The sequence below is a fragment of the Pseudomonas sp. Q2-TVG4-2 genome (genome assembly GCF_013620795.1).
Lineage (GTDB): Bacteria > Pseudomonadota > Gammaproteobacteria > Pseudomonadales > Pseudomonadaceae > Stutzerimonas.
The window spans coordinates 355,199-378,368 of record NZ_LGLW01000003.1 but is presented as its reverse complement, the minus strand read 5'-3'; the positions used below and the strand labels follow the sequence as shown (position 1 = coordinate 378,368).

The window sequence follows — 23,170 nt, the reverse complement described above, 5'->3', positions numbered from 1 at the left end:
TCCACCATGCCACTGCCAGCCCTCCTCGAAGAACGTCTGCGCCTGCCCTTGGTTGCCGCGCCCATGTTTCTAGTGTCCAACCCAACGCTTGTGGCGGCGTGTTGCCGCAGCGGCGTGGTGGGCAGCTTTCCTGCGCTCAATCAGCGGGAGAGCAGCGGCTTTCGTGACTGGTTACAAGAGATCAATCAGCATTTATCAGAAATGCAGAGGCCTGCGCCTTATGCCGTGAACTTGATCGTGCACCACAGCAACCCGCGCTTACAGGCGGATCTAGCGATATGCGTAGAAGAGCAGGTTCCGATTGTCATCACCAGTCTCGGTGCCGCGAAAGAAGTGGTCGATGCCGTCCATAGCTACGGAGGCTTGGTCTTCCACGATGTTACTACCCGCCGTCATGCGGAGAAGGCCGCCGAAGCCGGAGTCGATGGCCTGATTGCGGTTGCCGCAGGCGCTGGCGGTCATGCTGGCACCTGGAGTCCATTTGCATTGATTGCTGAGATCCGACAGTTCTTCGACAAAACGCTGTTGTTGTCAGGCTGCCTTAACCATGGCCATGAAGTATTCGCGGCGCAGCTGCTAGGGGCCGATCTCGCCTACATGGGCACCCGCTTCATTGCCACCCAGGAAAGCGAGGCTTCGGATGAATACAAGCAGATGCTTCTGCAGGCCAAGGCTGCGGATGTCATCCATACCGCGGCCGTTTCAGGCGTGCCAGCGAGCTTCCTGCGTCAAAGCCTGCAACAGGCCGGCTACGACGAGGAGCGCCTGAAAAACAAAGGCGAGATGAACTACGCAGACAAGCTCAAACCAGTCAGTGACGAGGCCAAGGCCTGGAAAACTGTCTGGTCAGCAGGGCAAGGCGTGGGGGCAATACATGATCTACCGAGCGCCGAAGAGCTGATTGCGCGCCTGGATCGTGAATATCGCGCAGCCATCCACCACGCAGCGCAGCTCTCGCAACACTGGCTACGACAACCGTAGCATCGAACCCATAGCCGCTCGGCACCTGGCCTGAAAATCGCCTGGTACACTGTTCAACAGTCAAATGCTGGAGAAACGCCATGGATTGTCTGTTCTGTAAGATCGTCGCCGGGGATATCCCCGCGCACAAGATTTACGAGGATGACCAAGTCATCGCCTTTAACGACATCGCGCCCCAGGCGCCGGTGCATTTCCTGGTCATCCCGAAGAAGCATATCGCGACGCTCCACGACCTGAGCGAAGAAGACGACAAGGCGCTTGCCGGCCACATCCTGTTCACCTCTCAGCGCCTCGCCGAAGAACAGGGCTGCCAGGAAGGCTTTCGCGTCGTCATGAACTGCAACGATCTGGGCGGCCAGACGGTCTATCACATCCACATGCATGTGCTCGGCCAGCGTCAGATGCATTGGCCACCAGGCTGATCATCCGAGACGCACCCATCACTGCCCACGGCTACTCCGAATCACCTGGAGGCGACATGCCTAACCGACGCCAATATTCCTCTACCGACCGTCTGCTGATGCAGGCCGATGCCGCGTTAAGAACACTGCTACCGTTCAGCGGCCAGCCCCACCGTCCGACGCCTGCGGTATTGAAGAACGAGACCGATCTAAGCGACAGCGAAGCACGTCACGTGGCCGGGCTGATGCGCATCAATCATACCGGCGAGGTTTGCGCGCAGGCGTTGTATCAGGGGCAGGCATTAACGGCACGATTGCCGAGGGTGCGCGAAGCCATGGAGCGCGCCGCCGATGAAGAGATTGACCACCTGGCCTGGTGCGAACAACGCATCCGCCAGCTGGGCAGCCATACCAGCGTGCTCAATCCGCTCTTCTATGGTTTGTCGTTCGGCATTGGCGCTTCTGCCGGCCTGATCAGCGACCGCATCAGCCTGGGCTTCGTTGCCGCAACCGAAGATCAGGTCTGCAAGCATCTCGATGAGCATCTCGAGCAGATTCCGCCCAGTGACGGGAAGTCCCGGGCCATTCTGGAGCAGATGCGTTCGGACGAGGCACAGCATTCGACCGCCGCCCTCGATGCCGGCGGCTTGCGTTTTCCGGCACCAGTCAAATTCGGCATGAGCCTAATGGCGAAGGTAATGACAAAGACGACCTACCGGATTTGATCGCAGACGTAAAAAAGGGCGCCGATACAGGCGCCCTTTTCGTTTCTGCGGGTCGTTAGCCCGGCATGTTACGGGCGTAGAAAATTTCGAGCATCTCGTGACGCAATCGATCTTCCACCTGATCGCGCTGTTCTGGAGAGAGATTGCTGGTGGCATCACCGAACAGATAGTTCTCCAGTTCAAAATTCTTCAGCAGCATCTTGGTATGGAACAGGTTCTCCTGATAAACGTTTACGTCGGTCATCTGATAGGCCGAACGCGTGTCTTCGGAGAGATAGTTCTGAATCGAATTGATTTCATGGTCGATGAAGTGCTTCTTACCCTCCACATCACGGGTAAAGCCGCGAACACGATAATCGACGGTGACGATATCCGAGTCGAACTGATGGATCAGATAGTTCAGCGCCTTAAGCGGTGAAATAACGCCACAGGTTGACACATCGATATCCACACGGAAGGTCGCAATACCTTCGACCGGGTGAATTTCGGGGTAGGTGTGGACCGTGATGTGGCTCTTGTCCAGGTGCGCCAGAATAGTATCCGGCAGCGGCCCGGGAGACTCCTCGATCTGGCTGTCAGTCGGCGTAACCGGCTGCTCTGAGATGAGGATGGTCACGCTTGCGCCCTGCGGCTCATAATCCTGCCGCGCGATATTGAGAATATTCGCACCAATGATGTCGACAACATCGGTCAGAATCTGCGTCAGACGCTCCGCATCATACTGTTCATCGATGTACTGCACGTACGCCTGCTGGTCTTCCTGGGTTTCGGCATAGCAGATGTCGTAGATATTGAAGCTCAAGGACTTCGTCAGGTTGTTGAACCCGTGGAGCTTGAGTTTGCTTTTCACCATTGGAGACTCTCTTTGATGCGGCTTACCGCGTGATTGAGCATGCCCGTCAGATACCCCGTACCTGCGTAGGACCGTATACACCTCTTCGCATTTGCGACCGTGGCTGTGCTGTTCTAACGAAACGGCCCCGTTAAAAACGGGGCGCGCATTATGCAGATTGATGACGCGCGGTTCCAGTGCTTGCGAACCTTATCCATATGAGCCGGCGCAGTATCCCAGCCAGAAGCGCCTAGATAAAGCGTTCGGCAGTGTTGGCCCGGCAATCAATTCAGCTCGATAATTTCGTAATCATGAGAGATCTCCACACCTGCACGCCCTAGCATGATCGAGGCGGAACAGTACTTTTCAGCCGAAAGCTCCACGGCACGCTTGACCTGCGCTTCCTTCAAGCCTCGTCCTTTGACGACAAAGTGCAGGTGGATTTTGGTAAACACTTTCGGGTCCTCATCGGCCCGCTCTGCCTCGAGAAAGGCTTCGCAGCTCTCCACTGCCTGACGGGACTTCTTCAGAATGCTTACCACATCGAAGTTACTGCAGCCACCGAGCCCCAGCAGAAGCATTTCCATCGGACGGACGCCGAGATTGCGCCCGCCGTTTTCCGGCGGACCGTCCATGACCACGACATGACCACTGCCCGACTCGCCAAGAAACATTGCTTCGCCGGCCCACTGAATGCGCGCTTTCATCGCTAGACTCCGGTTAAAAAGGAGCGAAGCTTAGCATGACCACTGCTTGTGACTGGAGGCAGCAATCCGACGAAATGAATGCCTGGAAGTTGATATTCGTGTCGCAGTTTTGTTGTCGATCTGAACCGGTCTGTTAAGCTCCCTCGGCCTGATAACAGAACTCAGTCATACATAATAAGAACTGCCTTCTATTGGACACATCTTCCGGGACTACAGCATGGTCGCTATTACACTCACGCCCAAGATCAAGAACATCGACAAGCTACTTGCGCACTGCCATCGCCGGCGCTATACGGCCAAGAGCACGATCATCTATGCAGGCGATCGCTGCGAAACGCTTTTCTTTATAGTTAAAGGCTCGGTCACCATCCTGATCGAAGACGATGATGGTCGCGAAATGATCATCGCCTACCTCAACTCCGGGGACTTCTTCGGCGAGATGGGGTTGTTTGAAAAGGAAGGCTCGGAAAAAGAGCGCAGCGCCTGGGTTCGTGCAAAAACCGAATGCGAGGTCGCCGAACTGAGCTACGCCAAGTTCCGCGAACTGACACAGCAGGATCCCGACATTCTCTACGCCCTCGGCAGTCAGATGGCCGAACGCCTGCGCAATACCACGCGCAAAGTCGGTGATCTGGCGTTCCTCGATGTAACCGGCCGGGTAGCGCGCACCCTGCTCGACCTCTGCAAGCAACCTGACGCGATGACGCACCCGGATGGCATGCAGATCAAAATCACCCGCCAGGAAATTGGCCGCATCGTCGGGTGCTCGCGGGAAATGGTAGGGCGTGTACTCAAGAGCCTGGAAGCCCAGGGCCTGGTACATGTGAAAGGCAAGACCATGGTGGTGTTCGGCACGCGCTAAGCGCTCAGTCAGCCCCCATGAAAAAGCCGGCTATTGCCGGCTTTTTCATTTCTTAACGAATCAGGCTGGGTCGCCAGCCAACCGCGGGCGGGCACGCCCCGGGAAGAACAAGCGTTGCAGCTCGACGCCGGGCTGCTCAGCACGCATGAAGGCTTCACCGACCAGAAATGCATACACCTCGTTTATTTCCATCAACTCCACGTCGGCACGATGCAGGATCCCGCTCTCAGTGACCACCAGGCGATCACGAGGAACGCGCGGCAGCAGGTCGAGGGTGGTTTCGAGGCTGAGTTCGAAGGTGTGTAGGTTACGGTTGTTGATTCCGAGCAGAGGCGTCTCAAGACGCAGCGCCCGCTCCAGTTCCGCTCCGTCATGGACCTCCACCAGCACATCAAGTCCCTGGGACTTTGCCACATCGGCCAGCTCTGCCATCTGCGCATCCTCCAGCGCAGCGACAATCAGCAAAATACAATCGGCTCCCAGCGCCCTCGCCTCGACCACCTGATAGGGATCGACCATGAAATCCTTGCGAATTACCGGCAGCTTGCAGGCTGCACGGGCCTGTTGCAGGTATTCATCGGCGCCCTGGAAGAAATCGATATCGGTCAGTACCGAAAGGCAGGTTGCGCCACCCGCCTCGTAACTCTTGGCAATGTCCGCTGGCACGAAGTTCTCACGCAGGATCCCTTTGCTTGGCGAGGCTTTCTTCACCTCGGCGATGACCGCCGGCTGCTTGTTGCGGACCTGCGCCTGCAGACTACGGGCGAAGCCACGCACCGGGTCCGCCGCAGCCGCCAGTCGCTCAAGCTCGGTTAGACCGACACGGCCACGGCGCTCGCTTACTTCCTCACGCTTACGCGTGAGGATCTTTTCCAGAACCGTCGGTACGCTCATTGCGACTTCTCCTGCTTGAACACCACGGTAAAGGACACCAGCTCCTCGAACTTGTCCCGCGCCAGGCCAGTATGCAGCGCATCATGAGCGATTTCGATGCCCTGCTTCAGGCTGCTGGCCACATCGGCGGCATAAAGCGCAGCGCCGGCATTCAACACAATCATGTCGGCAGCTTTTTGACCGTTCTCAGTTTTCCGTCGCCCCAACGCATCCCGGATCAGCATTAGCGAGCCCTGGGCATCCTCGACGTTGAGGCCGATCAGGCTCTGGCTCTTGATGCCGAAGTCCTCCGGCTGGATGCGGTATTCGCTGATCTCGCCCTTGTTCAGCTCGGCAACATAGGTCGGCGCCGCCAGACTTATTTCGTCGAGACCATCCTGCGCATGCACCACCAACACATGCTGACTACCGAGGCGCGCCAGCACTTCGGCCATCGGCCGGCAGAGCTCCTTGCTGAACACACCGAGCACTTGATGCTTGACGCCCGCCGGGTTAGACATCGGCCCGAGAATATTGAACAACGTGCGCAGTCCCAGTTCGCGCCGCGGACCCGCCGCGAATTTCATCGCGCCGTGATGCGCTGGCGCGAACATAAAGCCAACGCCGACGGCATCCACGCTACGGGCGACCTGCTCGGGCGTGAGATCCAGGTAAACACCGGCTGCTTCAAGCAGATCGGCGCTACCGCTCTTGCCTGACACCGCGCGGTTGCCATGCTTTGCGACCTTGCCGCCGGCGGCCGCCACCACGAACGCCGCAGCGGTGGAGACGTTGAAGATGTTCATTCCGTCGCCACCGGTGCCGCAGGTGTCCACCAGGCGATGAGTATCGAAATGCACCGGCTCAGCGAGCTCTCGCATCACCTGCACGGCGCCGACGATCTCATCGATGGTTTCACTCTTCATGCGCATACCCATAAGGAACGCGCCAATCTGCGCATCGGTACATTGCCCCGTCATGATCTGGCGCATCACCGCCTTCATTTCATCGGTGCTCAGATCCAACTGGCCGACGATACGGTTGAGGGCTTCCTTGATATCCATCAGCGCACGCCTCCAGTTTGCTTCAGAAAATTGGCGAACAGTTCATGACCCTGTTCGGTGAGGATGGACTCGGGATGGAACTGGACGCCCTCGATATTCAGCGTCTTGTGCCGTAGCCCCATGATCTCGTCGACGCTGCCGTCATCCAGCCGCGTCCACGCCGTAACTTCCAGGCAGTCAGGCAGGGTTTCGCGCTTGACTACCAGCGAGTGATAGCGTGTCACCGTGAGCGGATTGTTCAGTCCTGCAAATACCCCTGTGTTCTCGTGCATGACCGGGCTGGTCTTGCCGTGCATGACGTGACGCGCGCGCACCACGTCACCGCCAAAGGCCTGACCGATGCTCTGATGGCCGAGGCACACGCCGAGAATCGGCAGCTTGCCAGCGAAATGGCGAATCAACTCCAGTGAGACGCCCGCCTCGTTCGGCGTGCAGGGGCCAGGCGAGACAACGATGCGCTCAGGGTTCAAGGCTTCGATTTCGGAGACACTCAACTCGTCGTTGCGCACTACTTTCACATCCGCGCCCAATTCGCCGAGGTATTGCACGACGTTGTAGGTAAAAGAATCGTAATTATCGAGCATCAACAGCATGATCAGTTCTCCTGCTGGTCGCGTTCGGCCAGAGCGACCGCGCGGAACATGGCGCGGCGTTTGTTCAGCGTTTCTTCCCACTCCAACGCTGGCTGCGAGTCGGCAACGATGCCGGCGCCGGCCTGCACGTGCAGCTCGCCGTCCTTGATCACCGCCGTACGGATGGCGATCGCCGTATCCATGTTTCCGTTCCAGGCAAGATAGCCAACCGCGCCGCCATAGACGCCGCGCTTCACGGGCTCCAGCTCGTCGATGATTTCCATGGCGCGGATCTTCGGCGCGCCGGAAAGCGTGCCCGCAGGCAGGATCGCACGTAGCGCATCCATCGCCGTCAACGGCGCCTTCAATTGGCCGGTGACGTTGGACACGATATGCATGACGTTGGAATAGCGCTCGATGACCATCTTCTCGGTGAGCCGCACCGAGCCGTTCTCAGCCACACGGCCGACATCGTTGCGCCCCAAATCGATCAGCATCAGGTGTTCGGCGAGCTCCTTGGCGTCGCTGAGCAGGTCCTGCTCCAATGCCAGATCCGCCTCCTCGCTAACGCCCCGTGGCCGCGTACCGGCGATGGGCCGGACGGTGACCAGCCCTTCCTCGACACGCACCAGCACCTCCGGCGACGAGCCCACCACGTGGAAATCGCCGAAGTTGAAGAAGTACATGTAGGGCGTCGGGTTAAAGCAGCGCAGCGCGCGATAGAGATCGATCGGCGCGGCCTTGAAGGGGATCGACATGCGCTGGGAAATCACCACCTGCATGCAGTCGCCGGCGAGGATGTAGTCCTTGATGCGGTTGACTGCCTGCTCGTAGTCCCCACGACTGAAGCTGGAGCGGAAGGTCGGTTCGGCACCGCCGCCGCTTTCGAAGTCCAACCCAAGGCGCGGCGTGATCGACTGACGCAGTTTTTCGCGCAGCGCCTGAAGCTTCGCCTGCCCCGCCTCGTAGGCGTCCGGCTGCGACGGATCGACCAGAACGATGCAGTGCAGCTTGCCGGCAAGGTTGTCGAATACCACCACGGCGTCCGAGACCATCAACAGGATATCTGGCGTGCCCAGCGGATCGGGGTTGGGGCAGGTCGCCAATTTGCGTTCGACATAGCGCACGCTGTCGTAGCCGAAGTAGCCCACCAGCCCTCCGTTGAAGCGCGGCAGTCCTTCGACCGGCGCCACGCGGTAGCGCTGCTGGAAAGCCTCGACGAAGGCCAGCGGATCGTCGACCTGGCAGGCCTCGGTCTCGACCCCGTCGGTGGTAATACTGATGCGGTGATCCTGCACCCGCAGCACGGTGCGGCACGGCAGGCCGATGATCGAATAGCGGCCCCACTTCTCGCCGCCTTGTACAGACTCGAGCAGGTAGGAATTAGGGGCGTCGGCGAGTTTGAGATACAGCGTCAGCGGCGTATCGAAGTCGGCGAGGGTTTCGAACGACAGGGGAATGCGGTTGTGGCCTTCGGCGGCCAAACGCATGAATTCTTCGCGGGTCATATCAGCCTCGTGGTCGGAGGGAGCTACTTGGGTCGAATGCAAACGTACCGGCTGAGCCGGCAGGAAATGTCAGGCGCGCCAGCGCCAACGGGCCAGGGCCTTGATGACATTCATCCATTGTTTGCGGGTGACCACCACGATCTGATCTCGTCTGCCAGGTGTGCGGAACAGAGGCCACACTAGCGCAGCCCCGAAACCGAAGCAACCAGCTCGCGCAGGTCATCCAGCACCAGTGCCGGCTTTTCATTGGCGATGGGTTCGCCGTGGTTGTAGCCGTAGCTGAGCGCGACGCAGGGAACGCCCGCCGCCTTCGCCGCGCGCACATCGCTGCGCGAGTCACCGACGAACAGCGAAGCATTGGATTCGACGCCCGCCTGGCTCATAACCCACAACAACGCTGCCGGATCGGGCTTCTGCTGCGGCAAGGTATCGCCACCGACCAGCCACTGGAAATACCCGGCGAGGCCTTTCTCTTCCAGCAGCGGTTCGATGAACTGCGCCGGCTTGTTGGTGATGATCGACAGCTTTACATCGCGCCCGCGCAGCCAATCCAGGCATTCACGAACACCTGGGTAGACAGTGGTCAGCTCATGTCCCCCGGAATAGGCCTGCATGAACAGCGCCAGCGCCTCGTCGGCCAGATCGTCAGCGACGCCATCGTGCTGCAACTGACCGGCCAGGGCGCGACGCACCAGCACCTTTGAACCATTGCCGACCCAGTCGCGCACCTGGGTGACGCCGGCGGGTTCGCGGCCGAGGAGCATCAGCATCTTGTCCGTCGCTGCGGCCAGGTCCGGCACCGAGTCCATCAGGGTGCCATCCAGGTCGAACATCACCAGCCGCGGCAGCTTGCCGTCGAAGAGCTGCTCCAGGTAAGTCATGAGCGGGCCAGCGCCAGTTCGGCACGCATCTGGTCGATCACGGCCTTGTAGTCCGGCTGATTGAAAATGGCCGAGCCGGCCACGAAGGTATCGGCGCCAGCCGCGGCGATCTCGCGGATATTCTTCGGATTGACCCCACCGTCGATCTCCAGGCGGATATCGCGACCGCTGGCATCGATCAGCGCACGCGCTTCGCGCAGCTTGTCCAAGGTATTGGGGATGAACTTCTGCCCGCCGAAGCCAGGGTTGACGCTCATCAGTAGCACCATGTCGACCTTATCCATGACGTACTTGAGCACCTCCAGCGGTGTTGCCGGATTGAACACCAGGCCAGCCTTGGCGCCGCCGTCCTTGATCAACTGCAGCGAGCGGTCGATGTGCTCGGAGGCTTCCGGGTGAAAGGTGATGTAGCTGGCGCCGGCTTCGAGGAAATCGCCGATCATACGATCTACCGGCTTGACCATCAGATGCACATCGATGGGCGCGGTGACGCCGTGCTTGCGCAGCGCCGAGCAGACCATCGGCCCGATGGTCAGGTTAGGGACATAGTGATTGTCCATGACGTCGAAATGGACGATGTCTGCGCCGGCGGCGAGCACGTTGTCCACTTCCTCACCCAGGCGGGCGAAATTGGCGGAGAGGATGGAGGGAGCGATGGCGAACGGCTGCATGACGACCTCGGTAGCACGGCGGAATGCCGCGCATTGTACCCGAGGGCCAGGGTTGCGGCGCGCCTGACATCCGCTGCGGATGCAGGCGCACCGGGGCGATTAGGTCAGCTCATCGAAGCACTCGGCAATAATCGCTAGACCGCGCTCGAGCAACTCGTCCTCTGCCGTCAGCGGCACCAGCACGCGCAGTACGTTGTAATAGGTCCCACAGGACAGCAGGATCAGCCCCTTATCCCGTGCCTTTGCGACAATCTGAGTGGTGAGCGCGGCGGCCGGTCGCGCATGGTCGCCGTCCTCGAACAGCTCGATGGCGATCATCGCGCCGAGCCCACGCACCTCGCCGATTTCCTTGTGCCCCGTCTGGATGGCTTTGAGCCCAGCGGTCAGCTTTTCTGCCACCGCCTTGCAACGATCAAGCAGTTTCTCTTCCTCGAAGATATCCATTACGGCCAGCGCCGCCGCGCAGGAAAGCGGGTTGCCAGCGTAGGTGCCGCCCAGCCCGCCCGGGGCGATGGCGTCCATCAGCTCGGCCTTGCCGCAGACGCCAGCAATCGGGAAGCCGCCGCCAACTGACTTGGCGAAGGTGGTCAGGTCGGCTACCGCACCCATCTGCTCCATGGCGAAGAAGGTGCCGGTGCGCCCGGCGCCGGTCTGCACTTCGTCGGCGATCAGCAGGATGCCGTGCTGATCGCACAGCGCGCGCAGGCGGACCATGAACTCCTTCGGTGCGACGTAGAAGCCGCCCTCGCCCTGCACCGGCTCAATGATGATCGCAGCGATGTCGCGCGGCTCGGCGTCGTTCTTGAAGATGCGTTCGATGCTGGCGATCGACTCGTCGACGCTGACGCCATGGATGGCGCACGGGTACAGCGCGCGGAAGATGCCGCCTGGCATTAGCCCCATGCCCGACGAATAGGGCGCGACCTTACCGGTCAGGCCGAGCGTCATCATCGTGCGGCCGTGATAGGCGCCGGTGAAGGCGATCACCCCGGCGCGACCGGTGGCGGCGCGGGCGATCTTCACGGCGTTTTCCACCGCCTCGGAGCCGGTCGTGACCAGCAGCGTCTTCTTGGCGAAATCGCCCGGCACGCGCGCGTTGATCTTCTCGCACAGTTCGACATAGGGCTCGTAGGCCAGCACCTGGAAGCAGGTGTGGCTCAGCTTGTGCAACTGGTGTTCCACCGCCTTGATAATCTTCGGATGCAGGTGGCCAGTATTCAGCACAGCGATGCCGCCGGCGAAATCGATGAACTCGCGACCTTCGACGTCGACCACGCTGCTGTTCTTTGCGTGATCGGCAAAAATCGGATGGATCTGGCCGACACCGCGCGGTACAGCGGCGACACGGCGTTGCATCAGGGATTCGTTGGTCTTGCTCATAAGCTCCTCAGTAGCCGCTCATCGTCGGCACGGGTCGGAATAAGCGCCAGGAAACAAGCGAGGCAGCATACGATGATCGACTGCCGAGCCATCCGGGCGTTCGGATTACAGTAGAACGCTGTTCGCTATATTGCACGCCCAACTTCATCTTCGATCACGCTTTCTCGGCATGCATTGGCTGTACTGATTGCGCGCAGCTGGCCAGGGAGGTTCCGCATAACCGGTTGGAGATCGCGCTGATACAGCGCTGATCGTCATACAATCATCTGGCGATAATCTTCGACAAATAGGCCTCACGTATTTGCGGCATGGCGAGATCGGCTGATGGCATCTTCCCGCAGACAACGACGCCACTTCAGTTGCGGTAGATAACCAGGGAGACATAAATGCCTCGTTTGCTTGACCCGTTTAGGTTGCTCGCACTGTTGTCGTTGATCACGATGGCGACCGCCAGCGATGCCGAGACTGCCTCCTCTACAGCAGACGCGGGAGCAGCCCCAGCATCCGCTTCGACCCAACGCCCGCCGTTGCGATCGCGCAGCGATATCATGACCTCCGACCTCCTGCGCCAACTTCCCGATAAGGAGGTCGTCAGCCTCAAAGCAGGCACCGACGATTTCGCTGCGCTCTGGCGCCCCGCCAATGTCGGCGAACCCAGAGGCGTGATCATCCTGCTACCCGGCGAGGGAGAAAGCGCCGACTGGCCGCGCGGCATCGGCCCGCTGCGCCGCGGCCTACCCGACCACGGTTGGCATACGCTAAGCCTGAGCCTGCCGGATTCGCCCGGCCCTGCGCTTCCAGCGGTCGCGAACACCTCAGAAGGCGCAGCTGAGCCGCCGGTCGAAGACCCCGCAGCGGAGACCGAACAGGTTGCCGAAAATCCGGTGCCAAGCGAGGCAGGCTACCTGCCTGAAGAAACCGCAGCGATACCAAGCGAACTGGTTAGTGACGATACCAAAACGGAGGAAACTGTCGCTCCAGCTGCACCGCATGCCGATCAGATTACCGAGCGCATCGAGGCGGCGCTGTCGTTTGCTCGCAGCAAGCAACCGGCAGCTATCGTCCTACTTGGGCAAGGCACCGGCGGCTACTGGGCAGCGCGGTATCTTCAGCACGTGGCACCGAGCGATGTCAGACACCTGGGGGTGATTCAGCCGCGCCAGCCGGAAGGACAAGACGAACCGTTGGTGCAGCTAATCCCGACGCTGAAGCTGGCCACTGCCGATTTCTACTACAAGAACGGACGCGGCGATCCGACGGCGGCCCGCGAGCGACTGAAGGCAAGTCGCAGGATCCAGCACCCAGCCTATCGTCAGGTGGGATTGCCACCCCAGACCGGCGATAGCCAGGCCGACCAGGAACAGCTACTGCGCCGGATCCGCGGCTGGCTGGACAATCAGACGTAGCGGATCGGAGCGTCACGCAGCCTCAGCGGCGCTAGCGAAATCCTCGACGCTCGCGGATCAGGACATAGGCATTGTGCAGCTCACGGGTTCGCTCAGTCGCTTCGCGAACCTGCTGTGCCGTTGCGCCAGCACCGGCCTGCTTGTCCGGGTGATGCTTGCTGAGCAACCTCCGGTACGCTCGCTTGATCGCTTGAGGCTCGCTGTCGGCGCGCACGCCGAGCAGCCGCAAGGCCTGCTCATAGGCACCACCGAGATTGCTCGGTGCGCCTTGGCGGCGCCCGCCGCTCGGGTCCAGCGCCGCGATGGCCGCCGAGTCCCAGCCCATCCACTTGCCCCAGAGCATCACCAGCTCGTGTTCGCGCGCGTCGATCTGCCCCTGCGCCCGAGCCATGCGCCAACACGCCTGAAGCACTGTCTTGGCCTCGCCGGGTCGCCCTTGCAGGCGCTGTACCGGGTCGCGAAGGCCATCGCCGCTGGATTTCCCCCGGTAGAAGGCATCGATGGCGGTGCGCTGAGCGGTCGGATCCAGCTGCAGCCGCTGCATCTCTCTGCGCGCGGCCTGGATATGCGCCTCGCTGATTCGCCCGCTGCTCTTAGCAAGGCGCCCCAGCAGAAAAAACAGCAGCTCGTCGCCCTGCATCACGGCCCTTCCGACGCCCATGCGCTCGCGCAGCCTGGCCCAGGAGTTGAGCCCGAAGCGACGGTCGAGCACCTGCCCGAGCATTGCGCCAAGCAGGGCCCCCGGAATACTCGCGATCAGCCAGCCGATCAGCGCCCCCAACAGCGTAATGGGCCAGAACATTCAGCGCCGCGCCTCCAGGATTCGCTCGACTTCGGCCAGTCGCTCATGGGTACCGACATCGACCCAGCGGCCGCTGTAGTGCTCACCACTCACCCGGCCCGCCGCAATTGCTTGACGCAGCAGCGGCGCGAGCTTGAACGCGCCGGCACTGCAGCCTTCGAACAGTCGTGGATGCAGCACTGCAATACCGCTATAGGTGAATGCAGTTGCCGGCGCATCGCCTTCGATGACCCTTCCCCCTGCCAGCGAGAAGTCACCGGCCGGGTGATGGGCCGGATTGTCCACCAGTACCAGATGCGCAAGCCCAGCCAGCGGCTGCGCCAGCGCGGCGAAGTCGTAGTCCGTCCAGATGTCGCCATTGACCACGGCAAATGGCTGATCGCCTAACAACGGCAGCGCGCGATGAATGCCGCCGCCGGTCTCGAGCGGCTCGCCCTCAGCCGAGTAATCGATGCACACACCGAACCGATCACCCGCCCCCAGATACGCCTCGATCTGTTCGCCGAGCCAGGCATGGTTAATCACCAGTTCGGTGAAGCCTGCACTGGCCAGTGCCCGAACGTGATATTCGATCAGCGGCATGCCGCCCGCCTTTACCAGCGGCTTGGGCGTATGCAAGGTCAGTGGGCGCAGACGCTCGCCCTTGCCTGCTGCGAGAATCATCGCTTTCATGACTGGACCTGTGCGGGAGGCAAACCTTGCAGCAGCGCGCTCAGCTCAGCCAGTTCGGGATGGCGAGCCGTGACCGCCTCGATGTAGGCGAAGAAGCGCGGCACGTCCGCCAGATAGCGCGGTTTTCCGTCGCGGTGGCAGATCCGCGCGAAGATGCCGATGACCTTCAGGTGCCGTTGAAGGCCCATCAGGTCACTGGCGTGCCGGAACTCGTCAAAGCTGCCCTGGACCGGAATAGCGGCGGCGCGCGCGGCGTTCCAATAGCCCTGCAACCAGCCTCGCACCCGCTCCTCCGGCCAGCTGAGGAAAGCGTCCTTGAACAGCGAGGTGATGTCGTAGGTCACCGGACCGACAACCGCATCCTGGAAATCCAGCACACCGGGGTTCGGTTTGCTGACCATCAAGTTGCGCGGCATGTAGTCACGGTGCACCAGCACCCGAGGTTGCCTCAGAGCCGAGTCGATCAGCAGTCGGCAGGCCCGTTCCCAAATGTCCAGTTCGGCCGCGCTGAACTGATAACCCAGATGGCGCTGCACGTACCATTCGGGAAACAGCTGCAGCTCACGGCGCAGGAGTGCCTCGTCATAGTTCGGCAGTGACTGCTCCAGCGGTTTGGACTGGAAGGCGAGCAACGCCTGAATGGCGTCAGCGAACAGCTCGTCAGCGTTGGATTCTTCGATGACATCGAGGTAGGTCTGGCGACCCAGATCAGTGAGCAGCAGAAAGCCGCGGTCCAGATCCTGGGCGAGTATCTGCGGCACGTTGACCCCCGCGCTGGCCAGCAAGGCAGCCACGGCAACGAATGGCCGGCAGTTCTCCTGAGGGGGCGGAGCATCCATCAAGATAAAACTGCGACCTTCCGCCTCCCAGCGAAAATAGCGACGGAAACTGGCGTCGCTGCTGGCCGGGACCAGTGCTGCCTCGGGTACGTTGCCCCAGCCGCGACGCGTGAAAAGCTCGCTTAATTGGGGTTTCAACCAGGCGTTCAGGTCCTGTAGGCGTTGATCGTGTTGCGGCATATCAGTGCTCTCCGCGGCGCTAGCCGATAGACGGGTCATGCTTTATTATCCAGCATCTTTTTCAGCCCATCGAGAGGCGTGCGGCCCAGCCCGGCCGATGGCTCGCCGCAAGCACGGACCCCAAAAACAAGATGGCAGTCAAATATCCCGCTTTTCGTAAAAAATTCCCCCTACTGGTTACTGGCGGTTTGCTCGCATTGCAACCTGTAGCGACTCCGCTTGTGATCGCAGCCGAACAGTTCGCCTGTCAGCCTGGTGCTGGTGGCGGCTGGAGCTGCGCAGCCGACGCCGCGAGTCCCGACCTACCACCCCGCCCCGTACACCCCGGCAGTGCCGCAAGTGGTAACACCGGCGCGGCACAGCCGCGCGCTAGCAAGGCCGAACGCCAGGCAGCCACCACCAAGCTGGTGACCGAAAGCAAGGGCCGCGCGCTGGCATCACGCAGTGCCGACTACAGCCACCTGGACTGGGTGCCGCGTGATCAGCTGACCAATGCGCAGCTGGCCGAAACAGGTCCTTATTGCGCCGGTACCTATGTTGAACCGAGCCGCCCCGGTCAGTTCGACGATACTCCGATGAGCGACGCGCCGACCTATGTCTCGGCGAAAGCCACGCGCTACGAACAGCAACAGGAAATTGCGACGCTGGCGGGTGACGTCGTACTGCGCCAGGGAAGCATCCAGGCCGAAGCCGATGAAGCCAGTCTTCATCAGTTGGAAAACCGCGGCGAGCTAAAAGGCAATGTTCGCCTGCGTGACCGCAGCGCCCTGATGGTTGGCGACCGCGCCGAGATCTTCCTCGATACCGGTGAAGCTCAGGTCGATAACGCCGAATACGTGGTTCACGAAGGCAAAATCCGCGGCAGCGCGCTGTATGCCAAGCGCACCGACGACGCCATCATCCGTCTCAAGGACGGGACGTACACGCGCTGCGAGCCAGGCGACAACGACTGGTATCTGCAAGGCAACAACGTCACCCTGAACCCAGCGACCGGTTTTGGCTCGGCGACCAACGTGACGCTTCGGGTCAAGGGCGTCCCGGTGTTCTACACGCCGTATATCCACTTCCCGATCGATGATCGCCGCCAATCTGGCTTCCTCGCGCCCAGCATCAGCTCCTCGAGCGATACCGGGCTGTCGTTGGTCACCCCGTACTATTTCAACCTGGCGCCGAATTTCGACGCCACGCTCTACCCGAACTACATGACCGACCGCGGCCTGCTGATGGAAGGCCAGTTCCGCTACCTGACCCGCCGTAGCGAAGGCCAGTTCGGCGGGGCCTACCTGAACGACAGCAACGATGATCGCGAGCTGCAGTCCGAGTACGAGGACCAACGCTGGATGTACAGCTGGCAGCATCGCACCGGTCTGGACAGCCGCTGGCTGGCCGAAGCCGATTACACAGATATTAGCGACCCGTACTACTTCCAGGATCTGGATACCAACCTGGGCATCGACCAGCCCGATCACCTCGATCAACGCGGCACTCTCACCTATCGCGCAGAGAGCTATACCGCGCGACTCAACGTGCACGCCTACGAACGAGCCACGATTGCAGACATCACACCGTACGAGCGCCTGCCGCAGCTAACACTCAACGGCGCGCTGCCGTTCCAGCCGGGCGGTTTTCGATTTGCGTACAACACCGAGTTCGTCAGCTTCCAGCGCAGTTTACGGGAGGGAAACTTCATCAACGAAGACGGCAACCCTGAGCGCTGGTACGACGACCGTTTGAGCGGCCTGACCCGCGCCGAAGGCGAGCGCCTTCATCTGGAGCCGGGCGTAAGCCTGCCCGTGAATTCCAGCTGGGGCTTCGTCAAACCATCGCTGAAGTATGCTTACACCAAGTACGACCTGAATCTGGACAATACCGGCCGCGCCCAGGTGACCGATTTCAACGACTCACCAGACCGCAGCGTGCCAATCTTCAGTGTCGATAGCGGCCTGTATTTCGATCGCGACACCCAATGGTTCGGCAAGGATTACCGTCAGACGCTCGAGCCGCGTCTGTTCTATCTCTACGTGCCGGAAGAGGATCAGGACGATATCCCGGTATTCGATACCGGTGAAAACACCTTCAGCTATTCCTCGCTGTGGCGCGAAAATCGCTTCTCAGGTAAAGATCGCATCGGAGACGCCAATCAGGTTTCGCTGGGCGTGACCAATCGCTGGATCGAACCGAACGGTCTGGAGCGTCAGCGCTTCAGCCTCGGCCAGACCTACTACTTTCGCGATCGCGAAGTGCAGTTGCCGAATCTTGAAGGCCGTCCAGGCTCGACTTCGGACGTATCGCCGTATGCGCTTGAATACATGTATCGCTACAACCGCGACTGGCATTTCACCTCGACCTTCAATTGGGATCCGGATGAAGGCCGCACCCGCTCCGGTAGCGCCATGTTCCACTACCAGCCGACCGATAACCCGAGAAAGATCGTCAACGTCGGCTATCGCTATCGCAATGACACGGTGCGCTTCGACCAGGCGACCGGACAATGGACCTTTGGTGGCGACTACGGCACACCGGGCTCGCCGGAATTCATCGAGGACTACTACAAGATCAACCAGCACGATATCTCCACCATCTGGCCAATCGTGCCTCAGTGGAGTGTGATCGCGCGCTGGCAGCATGACTACAGCCGCAACCGTACGCTGGAAGCCTTCGGCGGCTTCGAGTACGACAATTGCTGCTGGAAGCTGCGGCTGATCAACCGCTACTGGATCGACTACGACGAAACCAGTCTCAACCCATCGCAGAACGACGAGCCCGACAATGGCATCTTCCTGCAAATCGTCCTCAAGGGACTCGGCGGCGTGTTCGGCAGCACGACCGAGACATTCCTCGACGAAGGCATACAAGGTTACCGTGAACGTGAAGATCAAGCTTTCTGATTACCTGCGTCCGCTGCTTGTGGGCGCGCTCCTGTTAGGCAACGCCACTGTCGTCACCTCGGTCGCTGCTGAGGTGCGTCCGCTCGACCGCATCGTCGCGATCGTCGATAACGATGTCATCATGCAGAGCCAGCTGGACCAGCGCCTCCGCGAAGTCGAGCAGACCATTGAGAAACGCGGCGCCGAAATGCCGCCACGAGACGTGATGCAGCAGCAGGTGCTTGAGCGCCTGATCACCGAGAACCTGCAGCTGCAGATCGGTGAACGCTCAGGCATCCGCATCTCGGACGAGGAGCTCAACCAGGCGATGGCCACCATCGCCCAACGCAATAACATGAGCCTTGAGCAGTTCCGCGCCGCCCTGGAGCGCGACGGGCTGAGCCTGGAAACTGCACGCGAGCAGATACGCCGGGAGATGATCATCAGCCGCGTGCGTCAACGCCGCATCGCCGAGCGCGTTCAGGTATCGAATCAGGAGGTTGAGAACTTCCTCGCTTCCGACCTGGGCAAGCTGCAGCTTTCCGAAGAATACCGGTTGGCCAACATTTTAATTCCGGTGCCCGAATCAGCCGATTCGGCGACCATCCAGGCGGCCGAGGAAACTGCCCGGGATACCTACGAACAACTGCAGCAAGGCGCGGACTTCGCCAAGCTGGCAGTGTCGCGCTCGGCCAGCGAGAACGCACTGGAAGGCGGCGACATGGGCTGGCGCAAGGCCGCTCAGCTGCCACCGCCGTTTGACACCGAGGTCAGCACCATGAACGTCGGGGATTTCACCCAGCCCGTTCGCACTCCGCCGGGCTTCATCCTGCTCAAGGTGCTGGACAAGCGCGGCGGCGACACTCAGGTTCGCGACGAGGTTCATGTTCGCCATATTCTGATCAAGCCGAGCCAGATCCGCAGCGAAGAAGAAAGCCGCCGCCTGATTCAGCGATTGCGCGACCGGATTCTCGCAGGCGAGAGCTTCGCCGACCTAGCGAAGAACTTCTCCGAGGATCCGGGTTCGGCCCTCAACGGCGGTGACCTGAATTGGATCGACCCAAGCTCGCTGGTACCGGAGTTCCGCGAAGTCATGGCCAACACCCCCAATGGCCAACTGTCCGAAGCCTTCAAGACCCCGTACGGCTGGCATATCCTCGAAGTGCTTGGGCGCCGCGCCACCGATGCCAGCGAAGAGTTCCGCGAGCAGCAGGCGCAAACGCTGCTTCGCAACCGCAAGTACGAAGAAGAGCTGCAAGCCTGGCTGCGCCAGATACGCGACGAGGCCTACGTCGAGATCAAGATCTGATTCGACAGGGTCGCCGCACGCCATCAGCGGGCCTGCCAATTTGGCCGGACCGCTTTTTTTACCCGCCTGAGGGCTGATCGACATGACCGTCAAACGCTTCGCTCTGACTCCCGGCGAGCCTGCCGGCATCGGCCCCGACCTCTGCCTGCTGCTCGCACGCGACAGCCACCCCCACGCCCTGATCGTCATAGCCAGCATTGAGCTGATGCGCGCACGCGCAACCGAGCTAGGGCTGGATATCACCTTGATTGAAGTCACTCCAGACAGCTGGCCGGACCAGCCTGCCGCCGCAAGTTGCCTATATATCTGGGATACACAATTAGCCTCACCCGTTGTCAGCGGCGCGCTCACCCCGGCAAATGCCAACTATGTGCTCGCAACGCTGCAACGCGCTGGTCGCGGCTGCCTCGACGGCAGTTTCGCCGGAATGATTACCGCACCCGTGCATAAAGGCGTGATCAACGAGGCCGGCATACCCTTCTCCGGACACACCGAGTTCCTCGCCGAGCTGACGGGCACCGAGCAGGTGGTAATGATGCTGGCCACCCGTGGCCTACGGGTCGCATTGGTGACTACGCACCTACCGCTCAAGGACGTTGCCGCCACAATAACCACCGAGCGACTGCAGCGTGTAACGCGCATTCTGCATGCCGACCTGGTGGAGAAGTTCGGCATCGCTCGTCCGCGCATACTGGTCTGCGGACTCAACCCGCATGCCGGCGAAGATGGTCACCTGGGGCGCGAGGAAATCGAAGTCATCGAACCGGCACTGGAAGCACTTCGGCACGAGGGGCTCGACCTCGTCGGCCCGCTGCCCGCGGATACCCTGTTCACTCCCAAGCACCTCGATAACTGTGACGCTGTGCTGGCGATGTATCACGACCAGGGCCTGCCGGTGCTGAAATACAAAGGCTTCGGCGCGGCCGTCAACGTCACCCTGGGTTTACCGATCGTGCGCACCTCGGTCGATCACGGTACCGCGCTGGATCTCGCTGGTACCGGCCGGATCGATACCGGCAGTCTGCAAGTGGCGCTGGAAACGGCGTATCAGATGGCTAGATAGCTGGAAGCTTATTGGCGCATGGCTGTCTCGACGCACCGATTTCTGATGGATGCAAAAAGCGGCGCCCACACCAGCCTGCTAAACTGCGCACCTTTTCGCTTCCAGCTTCTGGCTTCTGGCTTCAAGCTGCTCCCTGGGTGCTGCTGTCCATGTCCGAGAACTATCAACACCGCGCGCGAAAGCGTTTCGGCCAAAATTTCCTCCACGATGCTGGCGTGATTCATCGCATCCTGCGCGCTATCCATGCCAAACCGGGCGAGCGCCTGGTGGAAATCGGACCGGGTCAGGGCGCCCTCACCGAAGGGCTGCTCGACAGCGGCGCGCACCTGGATGTGGTCGAATTGGACCTGGACCTCATTCCGATTCTTCAGCACAAGTTCGCCGGGCGGGACAACTTCGCGCTTAACCAGGGCGATGCCCTGAAGTTCGATTTCGCCCAGCTGAGCCAGGAGCCCGGCAGTCTGCGCATCGTCGGCAACCTGCCGTACAACATCTCCACGCCGCTGATCTTTCATCTGCTCGACCACGCTCACCTGATCCGCGACATGCATTTCATGCTGCAGAAGGAAGTGGTCGAGCGCCTCGCTGCGCAGCCAGGCGGTGGTGACTGGGGGCGTTTGTCGATCATGGTGCAGTACCACTGTCGCGTAGAGCACCTGTTCAATGTTGGCGCTGGCGCCTTCAACCCGGCGCCAAAGGTGGAGTCGGCCATCGTGCGCCTGGCGCCTCACGGAGTGCTGCCGCATCCAGCGCGCGATCATCGCCAGCTGGAAATCGTCGTTCGCCAGGCCTTTAACCAGCGCCGCAAGACGCTGCGCAACACGCTCAAGGGCCTGCTCGACGCGGACGCCATCGCCGCGGCAGATGTTGATGGCAGCCTTCGCCCGGAACAGCTTGACCTGGCAGCGTTCGTAAGATTGTCAGACCAACTTTCCGCCCGCGTCTGAAGGCGAGCCCCAAAGTAGGAGTCCCCATGCCTGAAGACCTTCGCTACCGGATCGACGTCAGCGTCAGCCCGGCTTATCTGGCCGACCAGTCGCAGCCGGAACAAAACCGTTATGCCTTTGCCTACAGAGTAACGATTGAAAACAAGGGCCAGCTCACTGCACAACTGCTGTCTCGTCATTGGATCATTACCGACGGCGACGGCCAGGTTCAGGAGGTACGCGGCGCCGGCGTGGTCGGCGAGCAGCCTGTGATCGCGCCGGGCCAGCGCCATGTCTATACCAGCGGCACGCTGATGACATCCAGCGTCGGCACCATGCAGGGCAGCTATCAGATGCTCGCGGAAGACGGGCACCGCTTCGATGCCGAGATTGCCCCCTTCCGGCTGGCCGTACCCGGAGCCTTGCATTGACTATCTATGCTGTCGGCGACCTGCAGGGTTGCCTCGAACCTCTTCAATGCCTGCTGCAGCGAGTCGACTTCAGCCCCTCGCGGGATTGCCTGTGGCTCGCCGGGGACCTCGTTAACCGTGGTCCGCAATCGCTTGAAGCGCTGCGCTTCGTGCGCGACCTTGGCAGTTCAGCCGTCACCGTGCTGGGCAATCATGATCTGCACTTGCTGGCCGTTGCGCACAAGATCGAACGGTTGAAACGATCCGACACGCTCAAACCCATCCTCGACGCGCCCGATCGGACCGACCTGATCGACTGGCTGCGTCAGCAGAAGCTGGTCCATCACGACGCCGAACGAGCGACCACCATGGTCCATGCCGGCATCCCCCCACAATGGACACTGGCCAAGGCGCTCAGGCGAGCCGCGGAAGTCGAACAAGCCTTGTGCGACGACGCCATGCTGCAGCCCTTTCTCGACGGCATGTACGGCAACCTGCCCGCTAAGTGGAACAAGGAATTGCACGGGGTGCCGCGGTTGCGCCTGATCACCAACTATCTGACGCGCATGCGCTTCTGCAAGGCTGACGGCACGCTCGATCTGCAAGCCAAGGAAGGGCTCGAATCGGCACCGCCGGGCTTCGCGCCCTGGTTCAGCCATCCCAATCGCAAGACCCGAGGCTGTAAGATTATCTTCGGCCACTGGGCCGCACTGGAAGGTCACTGCGACGAGCCCAACGTTTATGCGCTGGATACCGGCTGCGTATGGGGCAACACCATGACCCTGATGAATCTCGACAGCGGAGAAATGCACCGCTGCGAATGCGAGGCAACCCATGACTGAGTTCAAACGTATCTCTCCGCAGCAGGCCCAGGCGCTGCGCAACGGCGGCGGTGTGATCGTCGATATTCGCGACGCACACAGCTACGCCAGCGGGCATATCGCCGGCTCGACACATCTTGACAACCATTCCCTGCCGGACTTCATCGCGGCGGCGGATCTCGACCACCCACTGGTCGTCACGTGCTATCACGGTCACTCCAGCCAGAGCGCCGCTGCTTACTTGGTAAACCAGGGTTTCTCGGACGTCTACAGCCTTGATGGCGGCTTCGAGCTGTGGCGCCAGACCTATCCCAAAGACGTCGAACAGGGCGATCTGTCGTAAAAAAATATCGTCTCCAAACGCCGCGCATCGCGCGGCCTTGCGCTTCCCATCCGACGAAACGCAGCGGTAAAAGCA

24 protein-coding genes are annotated in these 23,170 nt (G+C 60.9%); 12 read left to right on the top strand and 12 right to left on the bottom strand.

What is annotated here, in order from left to right; all coding sequences use genetic code 11:
• The first annotated feature begins 6 nt into the window (after positions 1-6).
• The 3 genes from H3028_RS08150 (at position 7) to coq7 (ending at position 2,107) form a co-directional block, all read left to right on the top strand.
• Positions 7-981: a nitronate monooxygenase family protein gene (locus H3028_RS08150; protein ID WP_181296518.1), complete on the top strand. Its 975-nt coding sequence runs from the start codon at positions 7-9 to the stop codon at positions 979-981.
• 80 nt (positions 982-1,061) lie between these two features.
• Entirely contained in the window at positions 1,062-1,403 is a 342-nt protein-coding gene (locus tag H3028_RS08145) for a histidine triad nucleotide-binding protein (protein WP_181296517.1), read from the top strand.
• 56 nt (positions 1,404-1,459) lie between these two features.
• The gene (gene coq7 / locus H3028_RS08140; protein WP_181296516.1) at positions 1,460-2,107 is read left to right on the top strand and encodes a 2-polyprenyl-3-methyl-6-methoxy-1,4-benzoquinone monooxygenase; all 648 of its coding nucleotides are present in this window, start codon (positions 1,460-1,462) and stop codon (positions 2,105-2,107) included.
• A 55-nt stretch (positions 2,108-2,162) separates the two neighbouring features.
• On the opposite strand, the gene speD is transcribed toward coq7, so the two are convergent.
• Together speD and H3028_RS08130 are read right to left on the bottom strand one after the other, a co-directional pair.
• Positions 2,163-2,957 carry an adenosylmethionine decarboxylase gene (gene speD, locus H3028_RS08135; RefSeq protein ID WP_168426147.1) on the bottom strand — a complete coding sequence of 265 codons (795 nt, stop codon included), beginning with the start codon at positions 2,955-2,957 and terminating at the stop codon, positions 2,163-2,165.
• Positions 2,958-3,223: 266 nt separating this feature from the next.
• Complete coding sequence (locus H3028_RS08130) at positions 3,224-3,646, bottom strand: OsmC family protein (RefSeq protein WP_181296515.1); 423 nt, start codon at positions 3,644-3,646, stop codon at positions 3,224-3,226.
• Between the two features lie 217 nt (positions 3,647-3,863).
• Between H3028_RS08130 and crp the strand changes: the two genes are divergently transcribed.
• Positions 3,864-4,508 (top strand): cAMP-activated global transcriptional regulator CRP, encoded by a 645-nt coding sequence (crp, locus tag H3028_RS08125; RefSeq protein ID WP_025240288.1) that lies wholly within the window; start codon positions 3,864-3,866, stop codon positions 4,506-4,508.
• Between the two features lie 60 nt (positions 4,509-4,568).
• Here crp and trpC read toward each other — a convergent pair whose 3' ends face one another.
• From trpC to gabT, 7 genes are all read right to left on the bottom strand, one after another.
• Positions 4,569-5,402, bottom strand: a complete 834-nt coding sequence (gene trpC / locus H3028_RS08120) for an indole-3-glycerol phosphate synthase TrpC (RefSeq protein WP_181296514.1) — start codon at positions 5,400-5,402, stop codon at positions 4,569-4,571.
• A complete protein-coding gene (trpD, locus tag H3028_RS08115; RefSeq protein ID WP_181296513.1) occupies positions 5,399-6,445 on the bottom strand; it encodes an anthranilate phosphoribosyltransferase in 1,047 nt (348 codons plus the stop codon). The genes trpC and trpD overlap by 4 nt, the downstream gene beginning before the upstream one ends.
• Complete coding sequence (locus H3028_RS08110; RefSeq protein WP_181296512.1) at positions 6,445-7,038, bottom strand: aminodeoxychorismate/anthranilate synthase component II; 594 nt, start codon at positions 7,036-7,038, stop codon at positions 6,445-6,447. Before H3028_RS08110 ends, trpD begins: the two co-directional genes overlap by 1 nt.
• Positions 7,039-7,040: 2 nt before the next feature.
• Positions 7,041-8,525 (bottom strand): anthranilate synthase component I, encoded by a 1,485-nt coding sequence (trpE, locus tag H3028_RS08105; RefSeq protein WP_181296511.1) that lies wholly within the window; start codon positions 8,523-8,525, stop codon positions 7,041-7,043.
• A 179-nt stretch (positions 8,526-8,704) separates the two neighbouring features.
• The gene (locus H3028_RS08100; protein ID WP_258237729.1) at positions 8,705-9,406 is read right to left on the bottom strand and encodes a phosphoglycolate phosphatase; all 702 of its coding nucleotides are present in this window, start codon (positions 9,404-9,406) and stop codon (positions 8,705-8,707) included.
• Entirely contained in the window at positions 9,403-10,077 is a 675-nt protein-coding gene (rpe, locus tag H3028_RS08095; RefSeq protein ID WP_181296510.1) for a ribulose-phosphate 3-epimerase, read from the bottom strand. The genes H3028_RS08100 and rpe overlap by 4 nt, the downstream gene beginning before the upstream one ends.
• Positions 10,078-10,176: 99 nt before the next feature.
• A complete protein-coding gene (gene gabT / locus H3028_RS08090) occupies positions 10,177-11,457 on the bottom strand; it encodes a 4-aminobutyrate--2-oxoglutarate transaminase (protein ID WP_181296509.1) in 1,281 nt (426 codons plus the stop codon).
• A 386-nt stretch (positions 11,458-11,843) separates the two neighbouring features.
• Between gabT and H3028_RS08085 the strand changes: the two genes are divergently transcribed.
• Positions 11,844-12,863 (top strand): alpha/beta hydrolase family protein, encoded by a 1,020-nt coding sequence (locus H3028_RS08085; protein WP_181296508.1) that lies wholly within the window; start codon positions 11,844-11,846, stop codon positions 12,861-12,863.
• Positions 12,864-12,894: 31 nt separating this feature from the next.
• Here the strand turns inward: H3028_RS08085 and H3028_RS08080 are convergent, their stop codons facing one another.
• From H3028_RS08080 to H3028_RS08070, 3 genes are read right to left on the bottom strand one after another with little or no spacing between them, the layout of a single operon-like run.
• Positions 12,895-13,665, bottom strand: coding sequence for a DnaJ domain-containing protein (locus H3028_RS08080; RefSeq protein WP_181296507.1), 771 nt, complete (start codon positions 13,663-13,665; stop codon positions 12,895-12,897).
• Positions 13,666-14,337 carry an N-acetylmuramate alpha-1-phosphate uridylyltransferase MurU gene (murU, locus tag H3028_RS08075; RefSeq protein WP_181296506.1) on the bottom strand — a complete coding sequence of 224 codons (672 nt, stop codon included), beginning with the start codon at positions 14,335-14,337 and terminating at the stop codon, positions 13,666-13,668.
• Complete coding sequence (locus tag H3028_RS08070) at positions 14,334-15,356, bottom strand: aminoglycoside phosphotransferase family protein (RefSeq protein ID WP_181296547.1); 1,023 nt, start codon at positions 15,354-15,356, stop codon at positions 14,334-14,336. The genes murU and H3028_RS08070 overlap by 4 nt, the downstream gene beginning before the upstream one ends.
• 131 nt (positions 15,357-15,487) lie before the next feature.
• Here H3028_RS08070 and H3028_RS08065 point away from each other — a divergent pair, with 131 nt between their 5' ends.
• From H3028_RS08065 to glpE, 7 genes are all read left to right on the top strand, one after another.
• Entirely contained in the window at positions 15,488-18,244 is a 2,757-nt protein-coding gene (locus H3028_RS08065) for an LPS-assembly protein LptD (RefSeq protein WP_181296505.1), read from the top strand.
• Positions 18,225-19,532: a peptidylprolyl isomerase gene (locus H3028_RS08060; protein WP_181296504.1), complete on the top strand. Its 1,308-nt coding sequence runs from the start codon at positions 18,225-18,227 to the stop codon at positions 19,530-19,532. Before H3028_RS08065 ends, H3028_RS08060 begins: the two co-directional genes overlap by 20 nt.
• An 82-nt stretch (positions 19,533-19,614) precedes the next feature.
• Entirely contained in the window at positions 19,615-20,595 is a 981-nt protein-coding gene (gene pdxA / locus H3028_RS08055) for a 4-hydroxythreonine-4-phosphate dehydrogenase PdxA (RefSeq protein ID WP_181296503.1), read from the top strand.
• 149 nt (positions 20,596-20,744) lie between these two features.
• Complete coding sequence (gene rsmA / locus H3028_RS08050; protein WP_181296502.1) at positions 20,745-21,542, top strand: 16S rRNA (adenine(1518)-N(6)/adenine(1519)-N(6))-dimethyltransferase RsmA; 798 nt, start codon at positions 20,745-20,747, stop codon at positions 21,540-21,542.
• Between the two features lie 26 nt (positions 21,543-21,568).
• Complete coding sequence (gene apaG, locus H3028_RS08045) at positions 21,569-21,952, top strand: Co2+/Mg2+ efflux protein ApaG (protein ID WP_181296501.1); 384 nt, start codon at positions 21,569-21,571, stop codon at positions 21,950-21,952.
• Entirely contained in the window at positions 21,949-22,773 is an 825-nt protein-coding gene (locus H3028_RS08040; RefSeq protein ID WP_181296500.1) for a symmetrical bis(5'-nucleosyl)-tetraphosphatase, read from the top strand. The genes apaG and H3028_RS08040 overlap by 4 nt, the downstream gene beginning before the upstream one ends.
• On the top strand, positions 22,766-23,095 hold the full coding sequence (gene glpE, locus H3028_RS08035) for a thiosulfate sulfurtransferase GlpE (protein ID WP_181296499.1): 330 nt from the start codon (positions 22,766-22,768) through the stop codon (positions 23,093-23,095). Before H3028_RS08040 ends, glpE begins: the two co-directional genes overlap by 8 nt.
• Positions 23,096-23,170: the final 75 nt, after the last annotated feature.

Excerpts from the sequence above, each read along its gene's own strand:
- H3028_RS08150 (WP_181296518.1), top strand. The coding sequence starts at position 7 with ATGCCACTGCCAGCCCTCCTCGAAGAACGTCTGCGCCTGCCCTTGGTT.
- H3028_RS08145 (WP_181296517.1), top strand. The coding sequence starts at position 1,062 with ATGGATTGTCTGTTCTGTAAGATCGTCGCCGGGGATATCCCCGCGCAC.
- coq7 (WP_181296516.1), top strand. The coding sequence starts at position 1,460 with ATGCCTAACCGACGCCAATATTCCTCTACCGACCGTCTGCTGATGCAG.
- H3028_RS08130 (WP_181296515.1), bottom strand. The coding sequence starts at position 3,646 with ATGAAAGCGCGCATTCAGTGGGCCGGCGAAGCAATGTTTCTTGGCGAG.
- crp (WP_025240288.1), top strand. The coding sequence starts at position 3,864 with ATGGTCGCTATTACACTCACGCCCAAGATCAAGAACATCGACAAGCTA.
- trpC (WP_181296514.1), bottom strand. The coding sequence starts at position 5,402 with ATGAGCGTACCGACGGTTCTGGAAAAGATCCTCACGCGTAAGCGTGAG.
- trpD (WP_181296513.1), bottom strand. The coding sequence starts at position 6,445 with ATGGATATCAAGGAAGCCCTCAACCGTATCGTCGGCCAGTTGGATCTG.
- H3028_RS08110 (WP_181296512.1), bottom strand. The coding sequence starts at position 7,038 with ATGCTGTTGATGCTCGATAATTACGATTCTTTTACCTACAACGTCGTG.
- trpE (WP_181296511.1), bottom strand. The coding sequence starts at position 8,525 with ATGACCCGCGAAGAATTCATGCGTTTGGCCGCCGAAGGCCACAACCGC.
- H3028_RS08100 (WP_258237729.1), bottom strand. The coding sequence starts at position 9,406 with ATGACTTACCTGGAGCAGCTCTTCGACGGCAAGCTGCCGCGGCTGGTG.
- rpe (WP_181296510.1), bottom strand. The coding sequence starts at position 10,077 with ATGCAGCCGTTCGCCATCGCTCCCTCCATCCTCTCCGCCAATTTCGCC.
- gabT (WP_181296509.1), bottom strand. The coding sequence starts at position 11,457 with ATGAGCAAGACCAACGAATCCCTGATGCAACGCCGTGTCGCCGCTGTA.
- H3028_RS08085 (WP_181296508.1), top strand. The coding sequence starts at position 11,844 with ATGCCTCGTTTGCTTGACCCGTTTAGGTTGCTCGCACTGTTGTCGTTG.
- H3028_RS08080 (WP_181296507.1), bottom strand. The coding sequence starts at position 13,665 with ATGTTCTGGCCCATTACGCTGTTGGGGGCGCTGATCGGCTGGCTGATC.
- murU (WP_181296506.1), bottom strand. The coding sequence starts at position 14,337 with ATGAAAGCGATGATTCTCGCAGCAGGCAAGGGCGAGCGTCTGCGCCCA.
- H3028_RS08070 (WP_181296547.1), bottom strand. The coding sequence starts at position 15,356 with ATGCCGCAACACGATCAACGCCTACAGGACCTGAACGCCTGGTTGAAA.
- H3028_RS08065 (WP_181296505.1), top strand. The coding sequence starts at position 15,488 with ATGGCAGTCAAATATCCCGCTTTTCGTAAAAAATTCCCCCTACTGGTT.
- pdxA (WP_181296503.1), top strand. The coding sequence starts at position 19,615 with ATGACCGTCAAACGCTTCGCTCTGACTCCCGGCGAGCCTGCCGGCATC.
- rsmA (WP_181296502.1), top strand. The coding sequence starts at position 20,745 with ATGTCCGAGAACTATCAACACCGCGCGCGAAAGCGTTTCGGCCAAAAT.
- apaG (WP_181296501.1), top strand. The coding sequence starts at position 21,569 with ATGCCTGAAGACCTTCGCTACCGGATCGACGTCAGCGTCAGCCCGGCT.
- glpE (WP_181296499.1), top strand. The coding sequence starts at position 22,766 with ATGACTGAGTTCAAACGTATCTCTCCGCAGCAGGCCCAGGCGCTGCGC.